Here is an 18,700-nt window from a genome sequence, read left to right as displayed (position 1 = left end):
CTAAATTTTTGAATTGTCATTTATATTTATGCTAATAACGAGACAAGCATGACAAGCTTCAAAAAAATATAAACAAACCAACCAGCATGTGGAATGGAGAAGGGAGAAGTATAAGATGGCCATTCAATTTGTTATCGGTCGCTCCGGTTCGGGGAAAACGACATACTGTTTGGATCAAATGAGCAAAAAATTGCAATTATCACCGCTTGGTGCACCGTTAATTGCACTGGTTCCTGAACAAGCCACATTTCAAACGGAACAACGATTGTTAAACTATAGTAACTTACCTGGTATGATTCGTGCGCAAGCACTTAGTTTTCGGCGATTAGCTTTTCGAATTATGCAAGAGGTTGGCGATATTGCTTTAACGCCGATTAACGATACGGGGAAATCAATGTTACTGTTCAAAATTATGCAGCAGCAGATGGATGAGCTACGCTTATTTAGCCATGCACGCCAGCAGCCTGGGTTCATGGAACGTGTAGTTGAATTGTTAACAGAATGGAAAAGATACGGTATCGATGAAACGGTAGTCCGGAATTTTATTCCATCGTCAACAGAGGGTCAGCACGAAGAAGAGTCGACGTGGTTATTGCAGCATAAGCTACATGATCTAGCATTGATTTATGAACAAATGGAATTACTGTTAGCGGAGCAATTTTTGGATGCTGAAGACTATTTGATGAAATTAACTACGCAATTGGAGCAAACGACTTTTTTGAACGATGCTGAAGTTTGGGTCGATGGTTTTCATGGTTTTACTCCTGCTGAGTACGATGCATTAGGAGCTATTATGGGGACGGCTTCTACGGTGACGATTGCTTTGACATTGGATCAAGTGTATGACGAGGATGAGCAAGTACACGAACTAAATTTGTTCTATCCGACAGCACAAACTTATTTGCAAATTATGAAGTTAGCAAGACAATTAAATATTGAAATATTGCCAACGGTCTACCTGCATGACGTAGAGAAAACATCTATTCGGATGCAGTATAGTCCAGCGCTTACTCATTTGGAGCAGTATTTTGGACGTATTAGTCCGCCAGTAGTTTATGATGGGAAAAATGACCAAACGGCGATATCACTGTCAGTAGCTGTTAATCGGCGAGCGGAAGTAGAAGCGGTAGCACGACATATGACGCAATATGTGCAACAAAATAACGTGGCTTGGAACAATTGTGCGGTTATGCTACGCAATAGTGCTGTTTATTTGGATCATATAGAACAAATATTTACACAACATAATATTCCTTATTTTGTCGACCAAAAAGAAAAAGCGATTTTTCACCCTGTTATTACATTTATAAAATCTGCCCTTGAAGTGGTAGTATACGGCTGGCAGCATGAGGCTTTATTTCGCTGTATTAAGACAGATTTATTATTTAGAACAGAAGAAAGATTACCACGTATTTGGTATGATTTGTTGGAAAATTATGTTTTGGCTACTGGAATTAATGGTTGGAAATGGAACAGTGATGCGATGTGGCGACGAGCAGCAGCTACTCAAATAACGGAGATAGAGCATCCGATCTATCGGGAACAAAGCGAACAGTTGGATCGATTCCAAATGATTATGGCTGCTAGACAATCCGTACTGGATCGTTTGGTACCTTTCGGAGAGCGATTGGAACGAGCGAAAACAATAAAGGAAATGTGTGTCGCCATTTATCAACTATTAGATGATTGCGGTATTGCCGATCAATTGCAACAAATGGAAGATGAAGAAATGTTACGTGGTAATGTAAGAACTGCACGCAGTCATGGACAACTATGGAATAATATTATCGATTTATTAGATCAACTGGTAGTATTGTCAGGTGACGAGCAAGTAGATGCGGAACTGTTACTTGGGATGATCGAAGTCGGGCTTGATAGTTTGCAGTTAGCTTCTGTACCGCCGCAATTGGATCAAGTGCTAATAGGAAGTATGGAGCGGACAAGGTCATCAGAACTTCACGCTATTTATATACTTGGGGCAAATGATGGTGTCATGCCGATGCGGCAAACGGAAGATGGCGTGTTGTCTGAAGTAGAACGTGAGCAGCTTGCTGCTGGTGGTATCGTACTAGCCCCTGGGGCACTTAGACGGATGCTGGATGAGCGATTTGTCATCTATACGGCACTTACTTCCGCAAGTAGTTTCGTTTATTTAAGTTGGACAATGGCAGATGATGATGGAAAAGGATTATTACCTTCGGAAATTATTAGACAAATTCGCAAATTGTTTCCACAATTGCCGACGAATTATATTGCTGCTGATCCTGGTGCTGCACCATCTCTAGCAGAACAAAAAAACTATATTGCACATCCACAAGCTGCGATGACTTATTTAATCTCGATGCTACAACAGTGGTTACAAGGAAATGACATCGATGATATTTGGTGGCATTTATACAATTGGTATGTTGTAAGGCCCGAATGGAATGACCGGTTATCATTGCTGCTTCGTTCACTAACTTATCGAAATGAGGAGCAAGCGATAGCTATTTCTACGGCTGAGAAGCTATACGGAGAGCATTTGCGGACTAGTGTATCGAGAATGGAGCGATTCGTTACCTGTCCGTTCCAACATTTTGCTATTCACGGATTAAAATTAAAAGAACGCGAACAGTTTAAATTAGCTGCGCCGGATATTGGTCAATTGTTTCATGATTCGTTAAGTAAACTAGTTGATGCGTTTGGGGATGAATTAGGAAATGCTAGCAAGCAACAATTGGAACAAGCGGTGGAGGAAATTGTAGATCAAGCGGCTGGTTTTATGCAGTCCCAAATTTTACAGAGTAGTAGTCGGTATCGTTATATAACAAAAAAACTAAAAAAAATAATTGTAGAAACGGCGACAATATTAGGAGAACATTCTCGGCGTTCTATATTCAAACCGATTGCTACGGAATTAGATTTCGGATCGGATGGACAATTGCCTGCACTAGAGCTTACATTATCAACAGGTAAAAAAATTAGTATCGTTGGACGGATCGATCGGGTCGATGGAGCAGAAACAGAGGATGGCATCGTGCTACGAATTATTGACTACAAATCCAGTGCGACCGAATTACAGCTGAATGATGTAGCTTTCGGCTTATCACTGCAATTGCTGACTTATTTGGACGTTTTAATTGAGCATGGGCAACAGTGGCTTGGCAAACAGGTACATCCTGCTGGTGTTTTGTACTTTCATGTACATCATCCAGTCTTATCTCTATCTGGCAAACCAACTCCTAATGTGGTGCAAAATCAACGATTGAAACGATACAAAACCCGCGGTCTAGTCAGCGCTGATGTAGATATTGTGAAGATGATGGATAATGAATTGGAGTCGGGATATTCTGATTTACTTCCAGTTGCGATAAAGAAAGATGAAACATTTTATAGCAATTCGTCGGTGGCATCGAAAGAACAATGGCAGCTACTATCGAAAAAAGTGCGACAGCATATTATTCAAATTGGTGATGCCATTCAACAGGGAGAAATAGATATACAGCCTTATCGTAGTGGCTTGAAAACGGCCTGTGAATATTGTAGTTATCGTCCAGTTTGCCAATTCGATCCACTTATTGCTGGCAATTCATATAGACGTTTGGAAAAGCAGGCAGATCAGCTATTGTGGGAAGTATGGAAGGAGGAGCTATAGCATGAACGTACGACAAATCGGTGCTCCACCAGAACATTCAAAATGGACGCAAGATCAATGGACGGCAATTGAAGCGAGCGGAACGAATATATTGGTGGCAGCAGCGGCAGGATCGGGTAAAACAGCTGTATTGGTCGAACGTATTATTCGTAAAATTACATCCGATATAGATGTAGATCGGCTATTAGTGGCGACGTTTACGAAAGCAGCTGCTGCCGAGATGAAGGAAAGAATTACTATTGCGCTTGAAGATCAACTGGCAGCTCATCCGAGCTCACAACATTTGCAAAAACAACTAGTCCTTATTAATCGGGCATCGATCACAACATTGCATTCCTTTTGTTTGGATGTTATTCGTCGTTATTACCCGCTGATAGATCTAGACCCCGGGTTTAGAATTGCTAACGAAGCGGAGAGTGAGCTGCTTCGCTTAGAAGTGTTAGAGTTGTTGTTAGAATATTATTATGACAATGATGAATCGGCTCCTTTGTTTCTCCAGTTGGTTGATTATTTTGGCGGGGAGAAAAGCGACGATTTATTATCGCAGTTAATTTTGCGACTATATAACTTTGCACATAGTCATCCTTGGCCAGTAGAGTGGTTGCGAGAAGCGGCGGCAGCATATCAGCTTCACGATGAGCAACAGCTAGAACAATCGATGTGGGCAATTGAGCTACAAGCGGCTATTCAACTGCAACTAGAAGGTGCGATAGGACTATTGCAGCAAGCGATTAGTTTAACTAACGATACGGTAGGAGCTGAAGTTTACTTAGAAACGTTAACGGCTGAATGGGCGCAGATTAATCATATACATCAGTTACTACAAGAGCAAAGTTGGCTAAAAATGTCGTCACACTTTGATCAGCTTGTGTTTGATCGTTTAAAACCAGTCCGGGATAAAAATATAGATAAGCAGCAACAGGAGCGAATTAAAGAATTACGGGAAAGTGCCAAAAAGCAAGTACTTGCTATAAAAGATGAGTGGTTTAATCGCCCGTTGGAGCAGATGTATGCGGAAATTCAAAGTTTAGCTCCATTAATGGAGCAACTATCGGCTGTAGTTATTGCTTTTACTGAAAACTATGAATTAGCGAAACGCCAACGAGGGTTAGTTGACTTTGTAGATTTGGAACATTATTGTTTGCGAATACTACGTGATCCGGCATCGACTGCATCTAAGTCGCTACCTTCGACAGCAGCACTTGAATATCAAGCCCAGTTCGTAGAAATATTATTGGATGAATACCAAGATATTAATCTCGTGCAAGAATCGATCATTGATTTGATTGCTACTGTAGCACCTGGTAATCGGTTTATGGTTGGCGATGTCAAACAAAGCATTTATCGTTTTCGATTAGCGGAGCCCAATTTATTTTTACATAAATACAAAACATATGAGCCCGTAAATGAAGTGAGTGATGGTTTGCCTGGCATAAGAATTGATTTAGCACGTAATTTTCGAAGTAGAAAGCAAGTAGTCAATGGTGTTAATCAAGTGTTTCGGGCATTAATGAAAGAGCGAGTAGCTGAAATGGATTATTCACAGGAAGCGGAACTTATTTATGGTGCTAGTTATCCAGAAATGCAAAATAATTATGGAATTGAACTTGTTATACTCCAAAAGGAAAATAATCAGCCGTCAGCGCAAGCTGGGGAAAGCGAGCAAAATGATGGTGAGCATGGAGAGACTAGTAGTGCTGCACAAGCTGAAATGCAAACCGCGCAAATAGAAGCCTGTTATATTGCCAAACAAATGAAAGAACTGATGGAGAATCGGTTTCTAGTCTACGATGCCAGAAGGCAGGAACATCGTCCTTTGGAATGGCGAGATTGTGTTATTTTGCTACGTGCCACAGCGAATTGGGCGCCGCTTATGATGGAAGAATTACAAAATGCAGGTATTCCAGCTTATGCAGAACTTAATAGCGGTTATTTTTCAGCAGTAGAAGTAGAGACGATAATGTCGCTGTTGCGAATTATCGATAACCCGTATCAAGATATTCCGCTCGCTGCTGTATTAAGATCACCAATCTTTTCATTTCATGCCGAACAATTAGCGCAAATTCGTATATCGGTTAAGCAAGTACCTTACTATGATGCCTTGTTACATGCGGCAGGAGATATGCTAGTAGAAGAATCGCTGCGACTTAAAATCACTCGTTTTTTAGATCAATTAGATCAATGGCGAATAGCTGCACGTGATGGATCGCTATCCAAATTGCTATGGTCGATCTTTGAGCAGACTGGTTATTATGATTTTGTTGGTGGACTAATAGGAGGAGTGCAGCGGCAAGCTAACTTAAAATTGTTATATGATCGTGCGAGGCAATATGAAGCGACAGCAGTTCAAGGATTATATTCGTTTTTACGGTTTATTGATAAGATGCAAGCAACGGGTTCTGATTTAGGAGTAGCCAGTGCGCAAGGAGAAAGTGAAAATGTTGTAAAAATAATGTCGATTCATAAAAGTAAAGGGTTGGAATTTCCAGTTGTTTTTGTAGCGGGTCTAAATAAAATGTTTAACCAACAAGATATTCGCAGCCCATTTTTATTGCATAAACGACAAGGTCTCGGCCCTAAAGTAGTTGATATGGAACTCGCTGTCAGTTATCCATCTTTACCGTATATGTCGATTAAAGCGATCCAACAAAAAGAAGCATTGGCAGAAGAATTGAGAATTTTGTACGTTGCACTAACTAGACCAAAAGAAAAGTTGTTTTTAGTTGCTACTGTGTCGGGTGTAGAGAAGAAATTACAACAGTGGCAGGAGAAAATAACGACCAAAAAAGAGTTGTCTAATTTTTCAATCGCTGCTGCGCAACATTATATGGATTGGCTTGGTCCGCTTACTGCTGCTTTGTTTCCGCTAGAAGATGAACGAACGGAGGCACCCGAACAAGCGGAGTGGTCAGTAGAGGGAACGGCCGGGAAAGCACTCGTCTATGGCTGGCGTTGTCAGGTCATATCAGCACTCCAATTTACCGGAGAACATGATGAAAATAGCAAAACAGGAGTCGAAACAACAGAAAAGCAAGATAGGTTATTTATGTTAACGGAGCAAATACCTATTAATATGGCGGATCATGGAGAAGGACAGTTGCTAGCTCAGCGATTGGAATGGCAGTATCCTCATGTGGAGAGGACGAAAATTGCGGCTAAAGCTTCCGTGACAGAGTTGAAACGTGCAGGTGAACCGGAACTAACCGATACATTAAGTTACGAGCAATGGATGGGGAATGGAGAACGGACAAAAGCTGCGCTGGAAAATACGCTTGTTTTGCGCCGACCAGCGTTTATGGCTGAACAGAAGCTGTCACCAGCAGAAATTGGAACTGCCTATCATACCTTTATGCAGCACGTTGATTTTACACAAGGGGATGACCCAACACGATTAGAGCAGCAGTTACAATATATGATAACGAATAGATTATTAACGGCAAAACATGCCAGTCATATCGCACTAGCGACGATTGCTCAATTTATTAATAGCGACTTGGGGCAACGATTAAAAAGAGCGAACTGGTTACAGAGAGAAGTACCTTTTAGCTATATGCTACCAGCGAACCGAGCTTATCCCAAAGTTCCTTATGCAGATGATCGCGAAGAGCGGGTATTAGTTCAAGGTATTATTGACTGTCTCTTTGAAGATGATGGTCGCATTGTACTCATAGATTTCAAGACGGATCGGATCGCAAATAATCAATTGGAAGATGTGGTAGAACGCCATCGCTTTCAGATGGAGTTGTATGCCGAAGCTATTGCAGCGATTATGGGACAACCACTTGCAGAAATGCATCTTTTCTTTTTTGACGGAGCGCATAGTATAAGGTTAAAATAAGACGAGTTGTTGTAATGCTACGCAATATTTAAAGTGAATGGGGGGATGGAAATGGAGACAAATAAACGGAAACCGATTGCTATTCCCGTCTTGATTGTATTATTAGCAGTTAGTTTTACGATGAATGTGTTATTGTATACGAAAAACATTCAACACGGACGGGATCAGTTAGAGCAGACAGGTGGAGAGATTATCCAAACTGCTGAAATGAGCAAAAATCTTGTTGAACAGTTACTACAATTTATCGATGTGATACAGGATGAATCTACGAGTGAGACAGCTGGTAAACGAGCGACAGCCCATGCGGCGGCTGTTTATATGGCATCTCATGATGCACTGCTACGTCTACAGCAATTTGCTGAAGAAACACCACTGGAAGAGATGCGGGTCACCAATGCTACTAATAATATGGCAGAGTTTCAGAAAAATAGTATGGAACTACTCACAACTATTGGTGAAGGAAAAGGGAGCCTGGCAGATGAGGAGCAAGCGAAGCTAGCACAGCTAAAGCAGACATTACAACAAATTAATGAGCAGTGGACGGATTTCCCGTTTCAATATGCTGGTTACTATACATCATTGATTCGACTAGCTAATGGACAAGAGTGGCTGCCGATAGCAGCGAATATTGATGCTGCTGTTGCGGGAGATAAATAAAAATAAAGATTAGAAAATGTAGATGAAGGGTGAGTGAAAATAGAATGGATTGTCTTTTTTGTAAAATAATTAATGGTAGTATTCCATCCGATAAAGTATATGAAACAGATACTGTACTAGCATTTCGTGATATTCAACCTGCTGCGCCAGTACATATTCTTATTATTCCTAAAAAACATATTGCAACGATGAACGATGTGACGGAGCAGGATGGAGCAATTGTTGCTGATCTATTTACTGCAGCTAGACATATTGCCGCTGAACTGGGTATTGCAGATGCAGGATATCGACTCATTAATAACGTAAATAATGATGGTGGACAAGTCGTTTACCACTTGCATGTACACCTTTTGGCAGGAAAAAAACTCGGAGGACTACTTTCGGGCTAACATTAGTTGACACTGGGAATTAATTTATCATATAATAAGGGTTGATATACCGTGTTTATAGCTCTGGACGGTCTGTTTCGGAGGGAGGGAAAACTGGTGTCTGAAACTAAAGTTCGCAAAAACGAAACCATTGATGCTGCGCTCCGCCGCTTTAAACGTACCATCGCTAAAGACGGTGTCCTCGCGGAGGTTAAGAAGCGCAAGCATTATGAAAAACCAAGTGTAAAGCGCAAGAAAAAGTCCGAGGCTGCGCGTAAGAGAAAGTTTTAGGAGGATCCTTCCATATGAGCCTGAGCGAACGATTAAACGACGATATGAAACAAGCGATGAGAGATAAGGATAAGTTGAAGTTAGCAACTATTCGCATGATTCGCTCTTCTGTTAAATACCTAGAAATTGATTTCAAACGTCCATTGGAAGAATCAGAAGTATTGGATGTAATTAGTCGTGAGATCAAACAACGTAAAGATTCCCTCCAAGAATTTGAAAAAGCCGGCCGAGACGATCTAGTTACGGATCTTGCCACAGAAATTGAAATTATTAGTGCATATCTACCCGAGCAGCTTACTGAAGAAGAGATTCAAGAGATAGTAAGGCAGACCATCCACGAACTCGGTGCTTCTTCCAAAGCCGATATGGGTAAGGTGATGGGTGCTCTTTTGCCAAAAACAAAAGGTCGCGCCGAGAGCAAACTAGTAAATCAGTTCGTACAGCAATATCTGCAATAATGATACAACGGACTTGCAGAACACCCCTTAGGGGGTGTTTTTTTGCGTATAGAAATGAAAAAATCTGCTATAATGAAAATAAGCTGTTTATTTTCACAATACCGAAACGAATAAAGGTCATTCCTCGTATTATAACTAGCAAGTTGTAGATACTATGAATGGAAGGAGGGGGATAGATGAGGAATTTATTTATGCTACATGGTAAGAAAGCTTCGAACAACATCATAATCATATTAACAGCGATATTATCTTTCATGCTCATCGTTTCGTTATTTTCTAGTGAAACGGTTCGTGCTACGGAACAGTCTACTACAGACAAAGTGAATTCAGAACAAGTGGTGGACGACTATGGAGCAGCAGTATACGTCATTCCTGTCGAGCATACGATCGAGTCAGGGCTTACCGCTTTTTTGAAACGAGCCTTTAAGGAAGCGGAAGAAGCAAGTGCAGCGCATATTATATTGAAAATAAATACTTATGGTGGAGAAGTGACTAGTGCGGAAGCAATAGGGAAGTTACTTCGAGAAAGTTCGATTCCGATCACTGCCTTTGTAGAAGAAAGAGCGGTATCTGCCGGTACATATATTGCACTGAATGCAGATAAGATCGTTATGCAGAGCAGTAGTACGATTGGTGCAGCTGCTGTAGTCAATGGAAGCGGAGAGATGATTGAATCATCTAAAGTAATATCCTATTGGGTAGAGAGGATGATAGAAGCTGCCAAACATAGTGGGCGTGATCCTGCTATAGCTGTAGGGATGGTTGATCCTGGTTTCGAGCTGGAGTTGAGTGAAATTGGAAAACAAAAGCGAGCAGGGGAAATATTATCATTATCTCATGAAGAAGCGCTGACAGTAGGTTACTCCGATCAAACGTTAGAAAGTGTCGAAGCAGTTATTCAGTGGCTACAGCTTGATAAGCGAGCCGTAGTAGAAGTGAAGCTGAGCCCGGCAGAGAAAGTAGCGCGCTGGGTTGTTGATCCATATGTAAAAACGGTATTATTAATTCTTGGTATTGCCGGCATATTAATTGAACTGTTTGTTCCAGGGTTTGGCGTGCCAGGCATTATAGGTTTATTATCGTTTATTCTATATTTCTTTGGTCATTATGTAGCAGGCTTTGCTGGTATGGAAGCGATCGTGATGTTTGTTCTTGGGCTGGTCCTCATTGTCGCCGAATTATTTATTCCAAGTTTTGGTATACTCGGTATAACAGGAGGTGTGTCTGTGATCGCGGGAGTAGTGTTTGCCGCTGGAAATCCAATGTCAGCATTTATTTCGTTGTTAATTGCCTTTGTAGTTGCCATTATTATTGTAATAATTGTTGCTCGCACGAATAAAGGAAAACTAGTATGGAATAAATTTATACTACGTGAAAAATTGACAACAGAAGAAGGTTTTTTATCAGCAGAAGTGAAAACTTCATTGATAGGCAAAGAAGGTATTACGATAACAAAACTACGACCGGCTGGTACGATAGAGATTGATGGTGAACGATTTGACGTTGTTACAGCGGGCGAATTTGTCGATCATCACAAAACAGTCATTGTTACTAAAGCAGAAGGTACGTGGATCGTTGTACGAGAATTAGTGAAATAAAAATAGAAGTAGCGGAGGTTGTATTATGCCAGGTTTAGATCCGACATTAATGGTAGTAATTGTTGCCATATTAGTGTTTATAGTTTTAGCGGTGTTTTTAAGCTTTTTCCCAATTATGTTGTGGATATCAGCAATAGCATCAGGAGTTAGAGTAGGTATAATTACGCTAGTTGCTATGCGTTTAAGACGAGTAGTTCCTAGTCGAATAGTTAATCCGTTAATTAAAGCTACAAAAGCAGGACTCGGTTTAAATATAAATCAGTTAGAAAGTCACTTTTTAGCTGGTGGTAACGTCGATCGAGTTGTTAATGCGCTAATTGCTGCACAACGTGCTAACATTCCGTTGATCTTTGAACGGGCTGCTGCTATTGACCTTGCTGGTCGTGATGTATTACAAGCAGTACAGATGAGTGTTAACCCTCGTGTAATCGAGACGCCAACAGTAGCTGCAGTTGCAAAAGACGGTATCGAAGTAAAAGTTAAAGCACGTGTAACCGTTCGTGCGAATATCGATCGTTTGGTCGGTGGTGCTGGAGAAGAAACGATTATTGCTCGTGTTGGGGAAGGGATCGTTACTACAGTTGGTTCATCGTCTTCTCATAAAGATGTATTAGAAAATCCAGATATGATTTCTAGAACAGTACTTGGCAAAGGTTTGGATGCTGGTACAGCGTTCGAAATACTATCGATTGACGTTGCTGACGTAGATGTAGGTAAAAATATTGGAGCGCACTTACAAACGGAACAAGCGGAAGCAGATAAGAAAATTGCTCAAGCCAAAGCGGAAGAGCGTCGTGCAATGGCTGTTGCTCAAGAACAAGAAAACAAAGCTAAAGTTGTTGAGATGGAAGCGCGCGTTGTAGAGTCAGAATCACAAGTTCCGTTAGCGATGGCAGAAGCACTTCGGACAGGAAAATTAGGTGTTATGGATTATATGAACTTGAAAAATATTGAAGCAGATACGAAAATGCGAACTTCCATAAGTGATACTGATCTGCTTGATGATCCGAATAATGATCGAAAATAACTTGTGCAGATAATTTCTGGAGGTGAGATCGATTGGAAGAAATTATCTCGTTTATTATGGGTAATATTCATTTTGTAGTCATTGCTGGTTTCTTCTTATTTTCTTTACTTGGGAAGTCCAATAAAGATAATTCGAAACGACGGCCTAGCATGCCTGAATTTGGCGGTGGAGCCGATCCGGTGCATAGTTATCCGCCTGTTGCTTCGGAAGCTCCTAGAGAGCAAAGAGCGATGGTTGAATCGGATGAACGTTCTGTATCATCGGAACGATCGGGATCTACTTCGTGGTTCGGGGAAGAACAAGCACCAATGATATATTCTCATCCAACCGTTGCTCCAGTTGCTGTTCCAAAACAGAATAAGCAACGTCGAACAACTAACCAAGTACAACAGAGACATGTATCTGTTCAACCGTATGCTAGGCAGCACGCTTTAAATAAGCAACAGTTACGGAAAGCAGTTATTTGGTCGGAAGTATTGGCTCGTCCACGATCATTGCAAAACCGTCGTAAATAGTGAACCGCGATCTTCCATGGAATAGATTGTAAATAGGTTATTTGTATAAAAGTAGGCTACTCAGTATATAAACTGAGTGGTCTTTTTTTGCGTTGTTTTTCATATTAGCGAGATCTGGTGCATACGCTGGTATATATAATCGGTATTGGTTTACGTGAATTACGTCTACTTACCTTAACGCAATAGAGGAGGAACACCTATTGGCAACTCAACGCTGGAGAAAAAAATTAAGTAAAGCGACTGCTGAACTACTCGATATGCCGCAGGATGTTGTGTACGATTTACCGCGTGTAACGGTTATAGGTGATCGACAATTATATATTGAAAATCATCGAGGAGTTATTCATTTCTCTGATGAAGTATTACAAATAGCATTAAATAGCGGACAGTTAGAAATTAGTGGAGAAGCTCTTGTTATTCGAACCATTTGGACAGATGAAGTATTCGTTGAAGGCGTTATTCATAATATTCGCTTTATACCACCCGCATAACAGTAATAGTTTTGAAAGAATAATGGTAGAAGGATGGAGGAAAAAATGATGAAATGGATGAATCCAAGCTGGTTCCGCGGAAAAGTAACGATTAAAGTAACCGGACAAGCACCGGAATTATTTATTAACGAAGCATTAAAAGAAGCCATTCATTTGGAGGAAATACGCTGGTCAACGGATGGCCAGCTCGTATGTGAATTGTCGATTGCTGAATTTTTTCGGATTAAACCGATATTACGACGGACAGGCTGTAGAATGACGATTCATAAAAAGGAAGGTTTTCCGTTTTTTATGGTTAGGGCTAGAAGAAGAATCGGTTTTGCGATTGGGTTAGCGCTGTTTTTTATTATTTTATTTGTACTATCTTCGTTAATATGGAGTATTGAAATTGTCGGTAATGAACGTTTAACTGAATCTGAAATTGCTGAAGCAGCAAAAGCCGAAGGAATTAAATTATTTCAATGGTCGTACAAGCTGGACGATATGAAGAATATTTCTGGGCGAATGACGAGTCGGCTTGCTGGTACTAATTTTGTTGGGGTAGAAAAAAAAGGTACAAAAATTACGATCCAAGTGGTGGAACAAACGATACCGAAAGATCGGACATTACAGTCACCGCGTCATCTTGTTGCGAAGGCTGATGCTGTCGTTACACAAATTGTAGCAGAAACGGGAAAAGCTACTGTATCGAAGCATAGTCGTGTGAAAAAAGGACAAATGTTAATTTCAGGTTTAATTGGTGCGGAAGATAATAAAAAAGCAGTTGTAGCTAGTGGTGTGGTACGTGGTAAAGTGTGGTATGAATACAATTTAACTGTTCCGCTAATACATAAAATGAAAGTCTATACAGGGGAGCAACAAACAAGTTGGTTTCTAACATTTGGTTCGAGATTGTTAAAAGTATCGGGCTTCGGGCAAACACCATATGATACTCATGAAATTATCAATGACGAAGAACGTATAGCATGGCGTAATTGGACAGTGCCAATTGGTCGAATGAAGCAAACGATGTTGAAAACAGCTACTTTGGAACGAAAACTGTCGTTAGATGAAGCGAAAAGTGTCGCTATATTGCAAGCGAAAGCAAATATTTTGGAAAAGGCAGGAATAGATGCTATTATAGAAGATGAAATTGTTTTGCATGAAAAGACAGACAATGGTAAAGTTTATATGAAAGTTCTTTTTGATGTTGATCAATCTATTGTAGACGAATTACCACTAGTTTATATGCAGGGAGATTGAGAATTGTTGCTAATAGAATCCAAGACAGTAAAGATTGCACTAGAGAGTGCTGCAGAAGGGCTAGCGGTGTTTGGTCCTCAAGATAAGTATTTGCGAATGATTCAAGAGAAGACACCAGCATCTATTTCATCAAGAGATGCAGAAATTGTTATCGTTGGTGAACAGGCAGAAGTGGATACAATCGAACAATTGTATACCGTCTTATTGCAATTAGTGCGAGGTGGATATAGTCCTTCGGAGCGGGATATACAGTATGCTTTTGATCTTGCTCGCACAATGCAAGCGGACGAGCTACTGGATTTATTCAGTCAAACGATTACAACAACGTATAGAGGGAAACCAATACGGGTACGGACGATTGGGCAGCGCCACTATATTAAGATGATTCGCAAGCATGATATCGTGTTCGGTATCGGTCCGGCTGGTACAGGAAAAACTTACTTAGCTGTCGTTTATGCTGTATCGGCACTGAAGCAAGGGCTTATTAAAAAAATCGTATTAACACGACCTGCTGTGGAGGCTGGCGAAAACCTTGGTTTTTTACCAGGAGATTTGCAAGAAAAAGTAGATCCTTACTTACGTCCGCTATATGATGCATTACATGATGTGTTAGGTGCTGAGCAAACGGCAAAGGCGATGGAACGAGGGCTAATTGAAATTGCGCCTCTTGCATACATGCGGGGACGGACGCTTGACGATTCATTTATTATATTGGACGAAGCGCAAAACACAACGCCTGAACAAATGAAAATGTTTTTGACTCGTTTAGGTTTTGGATCGAAAATGGTAATTACCGGTGATGTTACGCAAATTGATTTGCCTCGTGGCAAAAATTCTGGTTTGATTGAAGTCAGACGCATTCTCCGTAATATTGAAGAAATAGGTATGGTTATTTTTACAGAGCAAGATGTTGTCAGACATACACTCGTCCAAAAAATAATATTAGCTTATAATGAAGATGCAGAAGAAAAAGAGTAGAAAGGGATTGTTGCTACATGAACGAAGAAACCAACAACTCGTCGGTTGAAAAGCGCTTCCGTTCAATAGGATGGCGGCAGAGTCCGGCTATCCGTTGGCTACTTATGGCACTGTTCGTGGCACTATTTTATTTTGCCCTTGCTCCACACATACTTCCAGAAACGTTTGATATTACAGAAAATACAAAAAGTGAAAAAGATATTCGAGCACCTTTTCAAATTAAAGATGAACGTGCAACTAGACTAGCGGAAGAAGAAGCTGCTAATCGAATCGAGATGCAGTATTCTATCGTTGCGTTACGCAATGAGTCGTTAGTTGAACAGATTTTGTATCGGATAGAACAGCTTAATCAAGATGATCAAGTAACGGTACAAAATAAAATTGATATTTTTCGCAGTGAAATACCCGGCAAATATGCAAAGCATATTGATGGCTTTGTAAATAACAACAAAGGAAAAGGAACATACAACGATACATTGTTGGAAGAGATGTCCTTTGTTGCTAAAGAGCAGGAATATACCATTCCAGAAGAAACATTTTACAAAATGCCCAAGCTATCGAGTGAACAACTATCTGAAATGCGAGTGGTTGCTCGTGATATTGTACGAAAACTAACGATTGAACCGCTCAGAGATGCTGAAATTGCTAGAACGCAAGTGGCAGAGCTTGTAAATGGAAGCTCCATTTCTGATAGAACGGCACGTGAAATAGTGCAAGAGCTGGCACGTTTTTCGATTATGCCTAACAAGTTTCTTGATCGAGAAGCGACAGAATTAGCGAAGGAAGCTGCTAAGCAAAGTACGTCGCCTGTTATATATAAAGATGGTGATATTATCGTGAAACGTGGCGATATGATTACACCAGAATTATATCAACTATTGCAAGAATCGAATTTGTTACAAGACACGAAGCATTATTGGCCACAGATTGGTCTGTTCTTATTGTCTCTGATGATGCTGTTATCACTGTATGTTTATTTGCATACGACAGGTAGTATTGGTGGGTTAAAGCCTAAATATAATAATGCACAGCTGTTAATGCTATGGTTAATCTTTTTGATTAATATTCTATTAATGCAGGTTGTGTCTTTCATTCAATCGGAAACAGTGCCGTACGTTGGATATTTGGCACCTGTTGCACTCGGAGTCATGTTAATTACACTATTACTAGATATGGGGCTTGCGATCATTAGCACCTTGTTATTCACGTTAGTAGGTAGTGTCATGTTAAATGTTATACCGAATCAGATGTTTGATTTCCGACTAGGATTTTTCGTTATGGTCATCTCGCTTGCAGCAATCTTCTCTATCCATAAGGCGGCTCAGCGATCAGCCATTTTGAAAGCAGGTATTATGGTTAGCTTGTTTGGAGCGCTAGCGGTGTTGTCGATGATGATGATGTCGGAACAAATGAATCAAATGCCGTTTATGTATTCTATCTCTTTCGCATTTGCTGGTGGCTTAATTACTTCGATTTTGGTTATCGGATTAATGCCGTTTTTCGAAATAACTTTCGGCATTTTATCTACGCTAAAATTGGTGGAATTATCAAGCCCTAACCATCCGTTACTTCGTAAGTTGCTGACGGAAACTCCGGGTACGTACCATCACAGTGTCATGGTTGGTAATCTATCGGAAGCGGCTGCTGAAGCTATTGGAGCAGATGGTTTATTATGTCGAGTAGGTTCTTTCTATCATGATATAGGCAAGACGAAACGACCCGATTATTTTATTGAAAATCAAACGAATATTGAAAATCCACACGATTCTATAGATCCAAAACTTAGCAAGTCTATCATTGTTGCTCACGCTAGAGATGGGGTAGAGATGTTAAAGGAATATAACATTCCGAAACCAATTCGTGATATTGCAGAGCAGCATCATGGGACAACTTCACTTAAGTTTTTTTACTTTAAAGCAAAAAAACAAGCAGAAGAGCAAGGATTGGCAGTCGATTTTACAGAGGACGATTATCGTTATCCAGGACCGAAGGCACAATCGAAAGAATCAGCGGTTGTCGGTTTGGCTGACTGCGTGGAGGCGGCAGTTCGCAGTTTGCGTAATCCAACGATGGAACAAATCGAAGCGATGATTAACAAAATAATAAAAAGTCGTTTGGACGATAATCAATATAATGAGTGCGACTTAACGTTGAAAGAGCTGGATATTATTGCACATTCACTGAAAGAAAGTGTCGTTGGAATTTTCCATTCCAGAATTGAATATCCTGATGATTCGAAACAAGAGCAGACAAAGGAGTCAGAGCAAGCATGACATTAACACTCGATTGGAATAATGAACAAGACAAAATGGTTATTACAGACGAGCATATTGCTCTTCTGGAGCAATTATTGCAATGTGCTGCTCAGATGGAAGCAATTGAGAGTGGAGAAGTGACATTGACTTTCGTGGATGATGAACAAATAAAGCAGTTGAATAACGAATATCGTGGAATCGATGCTGCTACTGATGTATTATCATTTGCAATGCAAGAAAGTAGTGAGGAAGAGTTAGCAATGTTAGCTGATCTTGAAGGTGAAAGTGCAGAGTGGCTAGGTAATATGCTTGGGGATATTATTATTTCGACTGAGCATGTTATCGAGCAAAGTCAGCAGTATGGTCACTCACTAGAGCGAGAATTAGGTTTCTTGTTTGTACATGGTTTTCTGCACTTGTTAGGCTACGACCATCAAGATGAACAGCAAGAAGCGGAGATGTTCGGTAAACAAGAACAAGTTTTACAACAAGTAGAGCTTGTGCGCTAATGAAGAAATTTTTGAAAAGTGTGCAATGGGCATTTTCTGGATTATGCTGGGCGATTCGTAAGGAGCGCCACTTGCGCATTCATTTGATAATGGCTGTAGCTGTTATGGCAGCAGCAGCTTGGTTCAATTTTAGCCGGATAGAGTGGCTTATATTACTTTTAATGATTGCTCTGGTCATAGGTGCCGAATTAATAAATACAGCAATAGAGAGAGTCGTTGATTTAATCGTTTTAAGTCAGCACCCTGTTGCCAAAGTTGCGAAGGATGTTGCTGCCGGTGCAGTACTATTCTTCGCCTTTGTGTCTATTGTTATAGGTATAATATTATTTTTACCATACTTGATAAGATGATAGCAAAGCGGTGTATGGAGGGTGTATGATGGAGATTAGTTCAAGTAACAAAGATGCAGAGCAACGTACATTTTCAAATGAACAGTTATTAGAAGCTGCTAAACAAGCAATGGAGCATGCGTATGTTCCCTATTCCAACTTTCGAGTGGGAGCAGCATTGCTCGCTGATGACGGAACACTTCATTTGGGATGTAATGTGGAAAATGCAGCCTATGGTCCAACAAATTGTGCGGAAAGAACCGCTTTATTTCGTGCTATAGCAGATGGGAAACGTCCGAAAACATTTCAAGCGATTGCTGTCATAGGGGCGACGGATCATCCGATTACACCGTGTGGCGTATGTAGACAAGTATTAATCGAATTATGTGCTGCAAATATGCCTGTTATTATGGGAAATGTAGCTGGTCAAATGAAAATAATGACAGTAGAACAATTGCTGCCTGGAGCATTTTCTAGTGCAGATTTACAAAAAGAAGGGTTTGTATAACG

General features: G+C 40.5%; 16 protein-coding genes. All 16 read left to right on the top strand.

What is annotated here, in order from left to right; genetic code table 11:
- Positions 1–115 precede the first annotated feature (115 nt).
- The 16 genes from addB to ACFSTH_RS05120 all read left to right on the top strand — a co-directional run bounded on the left by addB (position 116) and on the right by ACFSTH_RS05120 (position 18,698).
- Entirely contained in the window at positions 116–3,634 is a 3,519-nt protein-coding gene (gene addB / locus ACFSTH_RS05195; protein ID WP_377771979.1) for a helicase-exonuclease AddAB subunit AddB, read from the top strand.
- Between the two features lies 1 nt (position 3,635).
- Positions 3,636–7,472, top strand: coding sequence for a helicase-exonuclease AddAB subunit AddA (gene addA, locus ACFSTH_RS05190; protein ID WP_377771977.1), 3,837 nt, complete (start codon positions 3,636–3,638; stop codon positions 7,470–7,472).
- A 51-nt stretch (positions 7,473–7,523) separates the two neighbouring features.
- Entirely contained in the window at positions 7,524–8,129 is a 606-nt protein-coding gene (locus ACFSTH_RS05185) for a hypothetical protein (RefSeq protein ID WP_377771975.1), read from the top strand.
- Positions 8,130–8,173: 44 nt separating this feature from the next.
- The gene (locus tag ACFSTH_RS05180; protein WP_377772075.1) at positions 8,174–8,518 is read left to right on the top strand and encodes a histidine triad nucleotide-binding protein; all 345 of its coding nucleotides are present in this window, start codon (positions 8,174–8,176) and stop codon (positions 8,516–8,518) included.
- Between the two features lie 96 nt (positions 8,519–8,614).
- On the top strand, positions 8,615–8,788 hold the full coding sequence (gene rpsU, locus ACFSTH_RS05175; protein WP_028597065.1) for a 30S ribosomal protein S21: 174 nt from the start codon (positions 8,615–8,617) through the stop codon (positions 8,786–8,788).
- 14 nt (positions 8,789–8,802) lie between these two features.
- A complete protein-coding gene (locus ACFSTH_RS05170; RefSeq protein ID WP_377771972.1) occupies positions 8,803–9,246 on the top strand; it encodes a GatB/YqeY domain-containing protein in 444 nt (147 codons plus the stop codon).
- 176 nt (positions 9,247–9,422) lie between these two features.
- Complete coding sequence (locus ACFSTH_RS05165; protein WP_377771970.1) at positions 9,423–10,844, top strand: NfeD family protein; 1,422 nt, start codon at positions 9,423–9,425, stop codon at positions 10,842–10,844.
- A gap of 25 nt (positions 10,845–10,869) precedes the next feature.
- A complete protein-coding gene (gene floA, locus ACFSTH_RS05160) occupies positions 10,870–11,871 on the top strand; it encodes a flotillin-like protein FloA (protein ID WP_377771968.1) in 1,002 nt (333 codons plus the stop codon).
- Positions 11,872–11,903: 32 nt separating this feature from the next.
- Positions 11,904–12,386: a hypothetical protein gene (locus ACFSTH_RS05155; RefSeq protein WP_377771966.1), complete on the top strand. Its 483-nt coding sequence runs from the start codon at positions 11,904–11,906 to the stop codon at positions 12,384–12,386.
- Between the two features lie 200 nt (positions 12,387–12,586).
- Positions 12,587–12,877 carry a sporulation protein YqfC gene (gene yqfC / locus ACFSTH_RS05150; protein WP_377771964.1) on the top strand — a complete coding sequence of 97 codons (291 nt, stop codon included), beginning with the start codon at positions 12,587–12,589 and terminating at the stop codon, positions 12,875–12,877.
- Positions 12,878–12,922: 45 nt separating this feature from the next.
- Positions 12,923–14,119, top strand: a complete 1,197-nt coding sequence (yqfD, locus tag ACFSTH_RS05145; protein ID WP_377771962.1) for a sporulation protein YqfD — start codon at positions 12,923–12,925, stop codon at positions 14,117–14,119.
- Between the two features lie 6 nt (positions 14,120–14,125).
- Positions 14,126–15,097 carry a PhoH family protein gene (locus tag ACFSTH_RS05140; RefSeq protein ID WP_377772073.1) on the top strand — a complete coding sequence of 324 codons (972 nt, stop codon included), beginning with the start codon at positions 14,126–14,128 and terminating at the stop codon, positions 15,095–15,097.
- A gap of 17 nt (positions 15,098–15,114) precedes the next feature.
- The gene (locus ACFSTH_RS05135) at positions 15,115–17,370 is read left to right on the top strand and encodes an HD family phosphohydrolase (protein ID WP_377771960.1); all 2,256 of its coding nucleotides are present in this window, start codon (positions 15,115–15,117) and stop codon (positions 17,368–17,370) included.
- A complete protein-coding gene (ybeY, locus tag ACFSTH_RS05130; protein ID WP_377771958.1) occupies positions 17,367–17,861 on the top strand; it encodes an rRNA maturation RNase YbeY in 495 nt (164 codons plus the stop codon). The genes ACFSTH_RS05135 and ybeY overlap by 4 nt, the downstream gene beginning before the upstream one ends.
- Positions 17,861–18,211, top strand: a complete 351-nt coding sequence (locus tag ACFSTH_RS05125) for a diacylglycerol kinase family protein (protein WP_377771956.1) — start codon at positions 17,861–17,863, stop codon at positions 18,209–18,211. Before ybeY ends, ACFSTH_RS05125 begins: the two co-directional genes overlap by 1 nt.
- Positions 18,212–18,236: 25 nt before the next feature.
- Positions 18,237–18,698, top strand: a complete 462-nt coding sequence (locus tag ACFSTH_RS05120) for a cytidine deaminase (RefSeq protein ID WP_377771954.1) — start codon at positions 18,237–18,239, stop codon at positions 18,696–18,698.
- Positions 18,699–18,700: the final 2 nt, after the last annotated feature.

The organism is Paenibacillus yanchengensis, from assembly GCF_042684845.1.
Classification (GTDB): Bacteria; Bacillota; Bacilli; order Paenibacillales; family Paenibacillaceae; genus Pristimantibacillus; species Pristimantibacillus yanchengensis.
The sequence above is the reverse complement of the archived record's forward strand: the minus strand, read 5'-3'. Positions and strand labels throughout refer to the sequence as shown.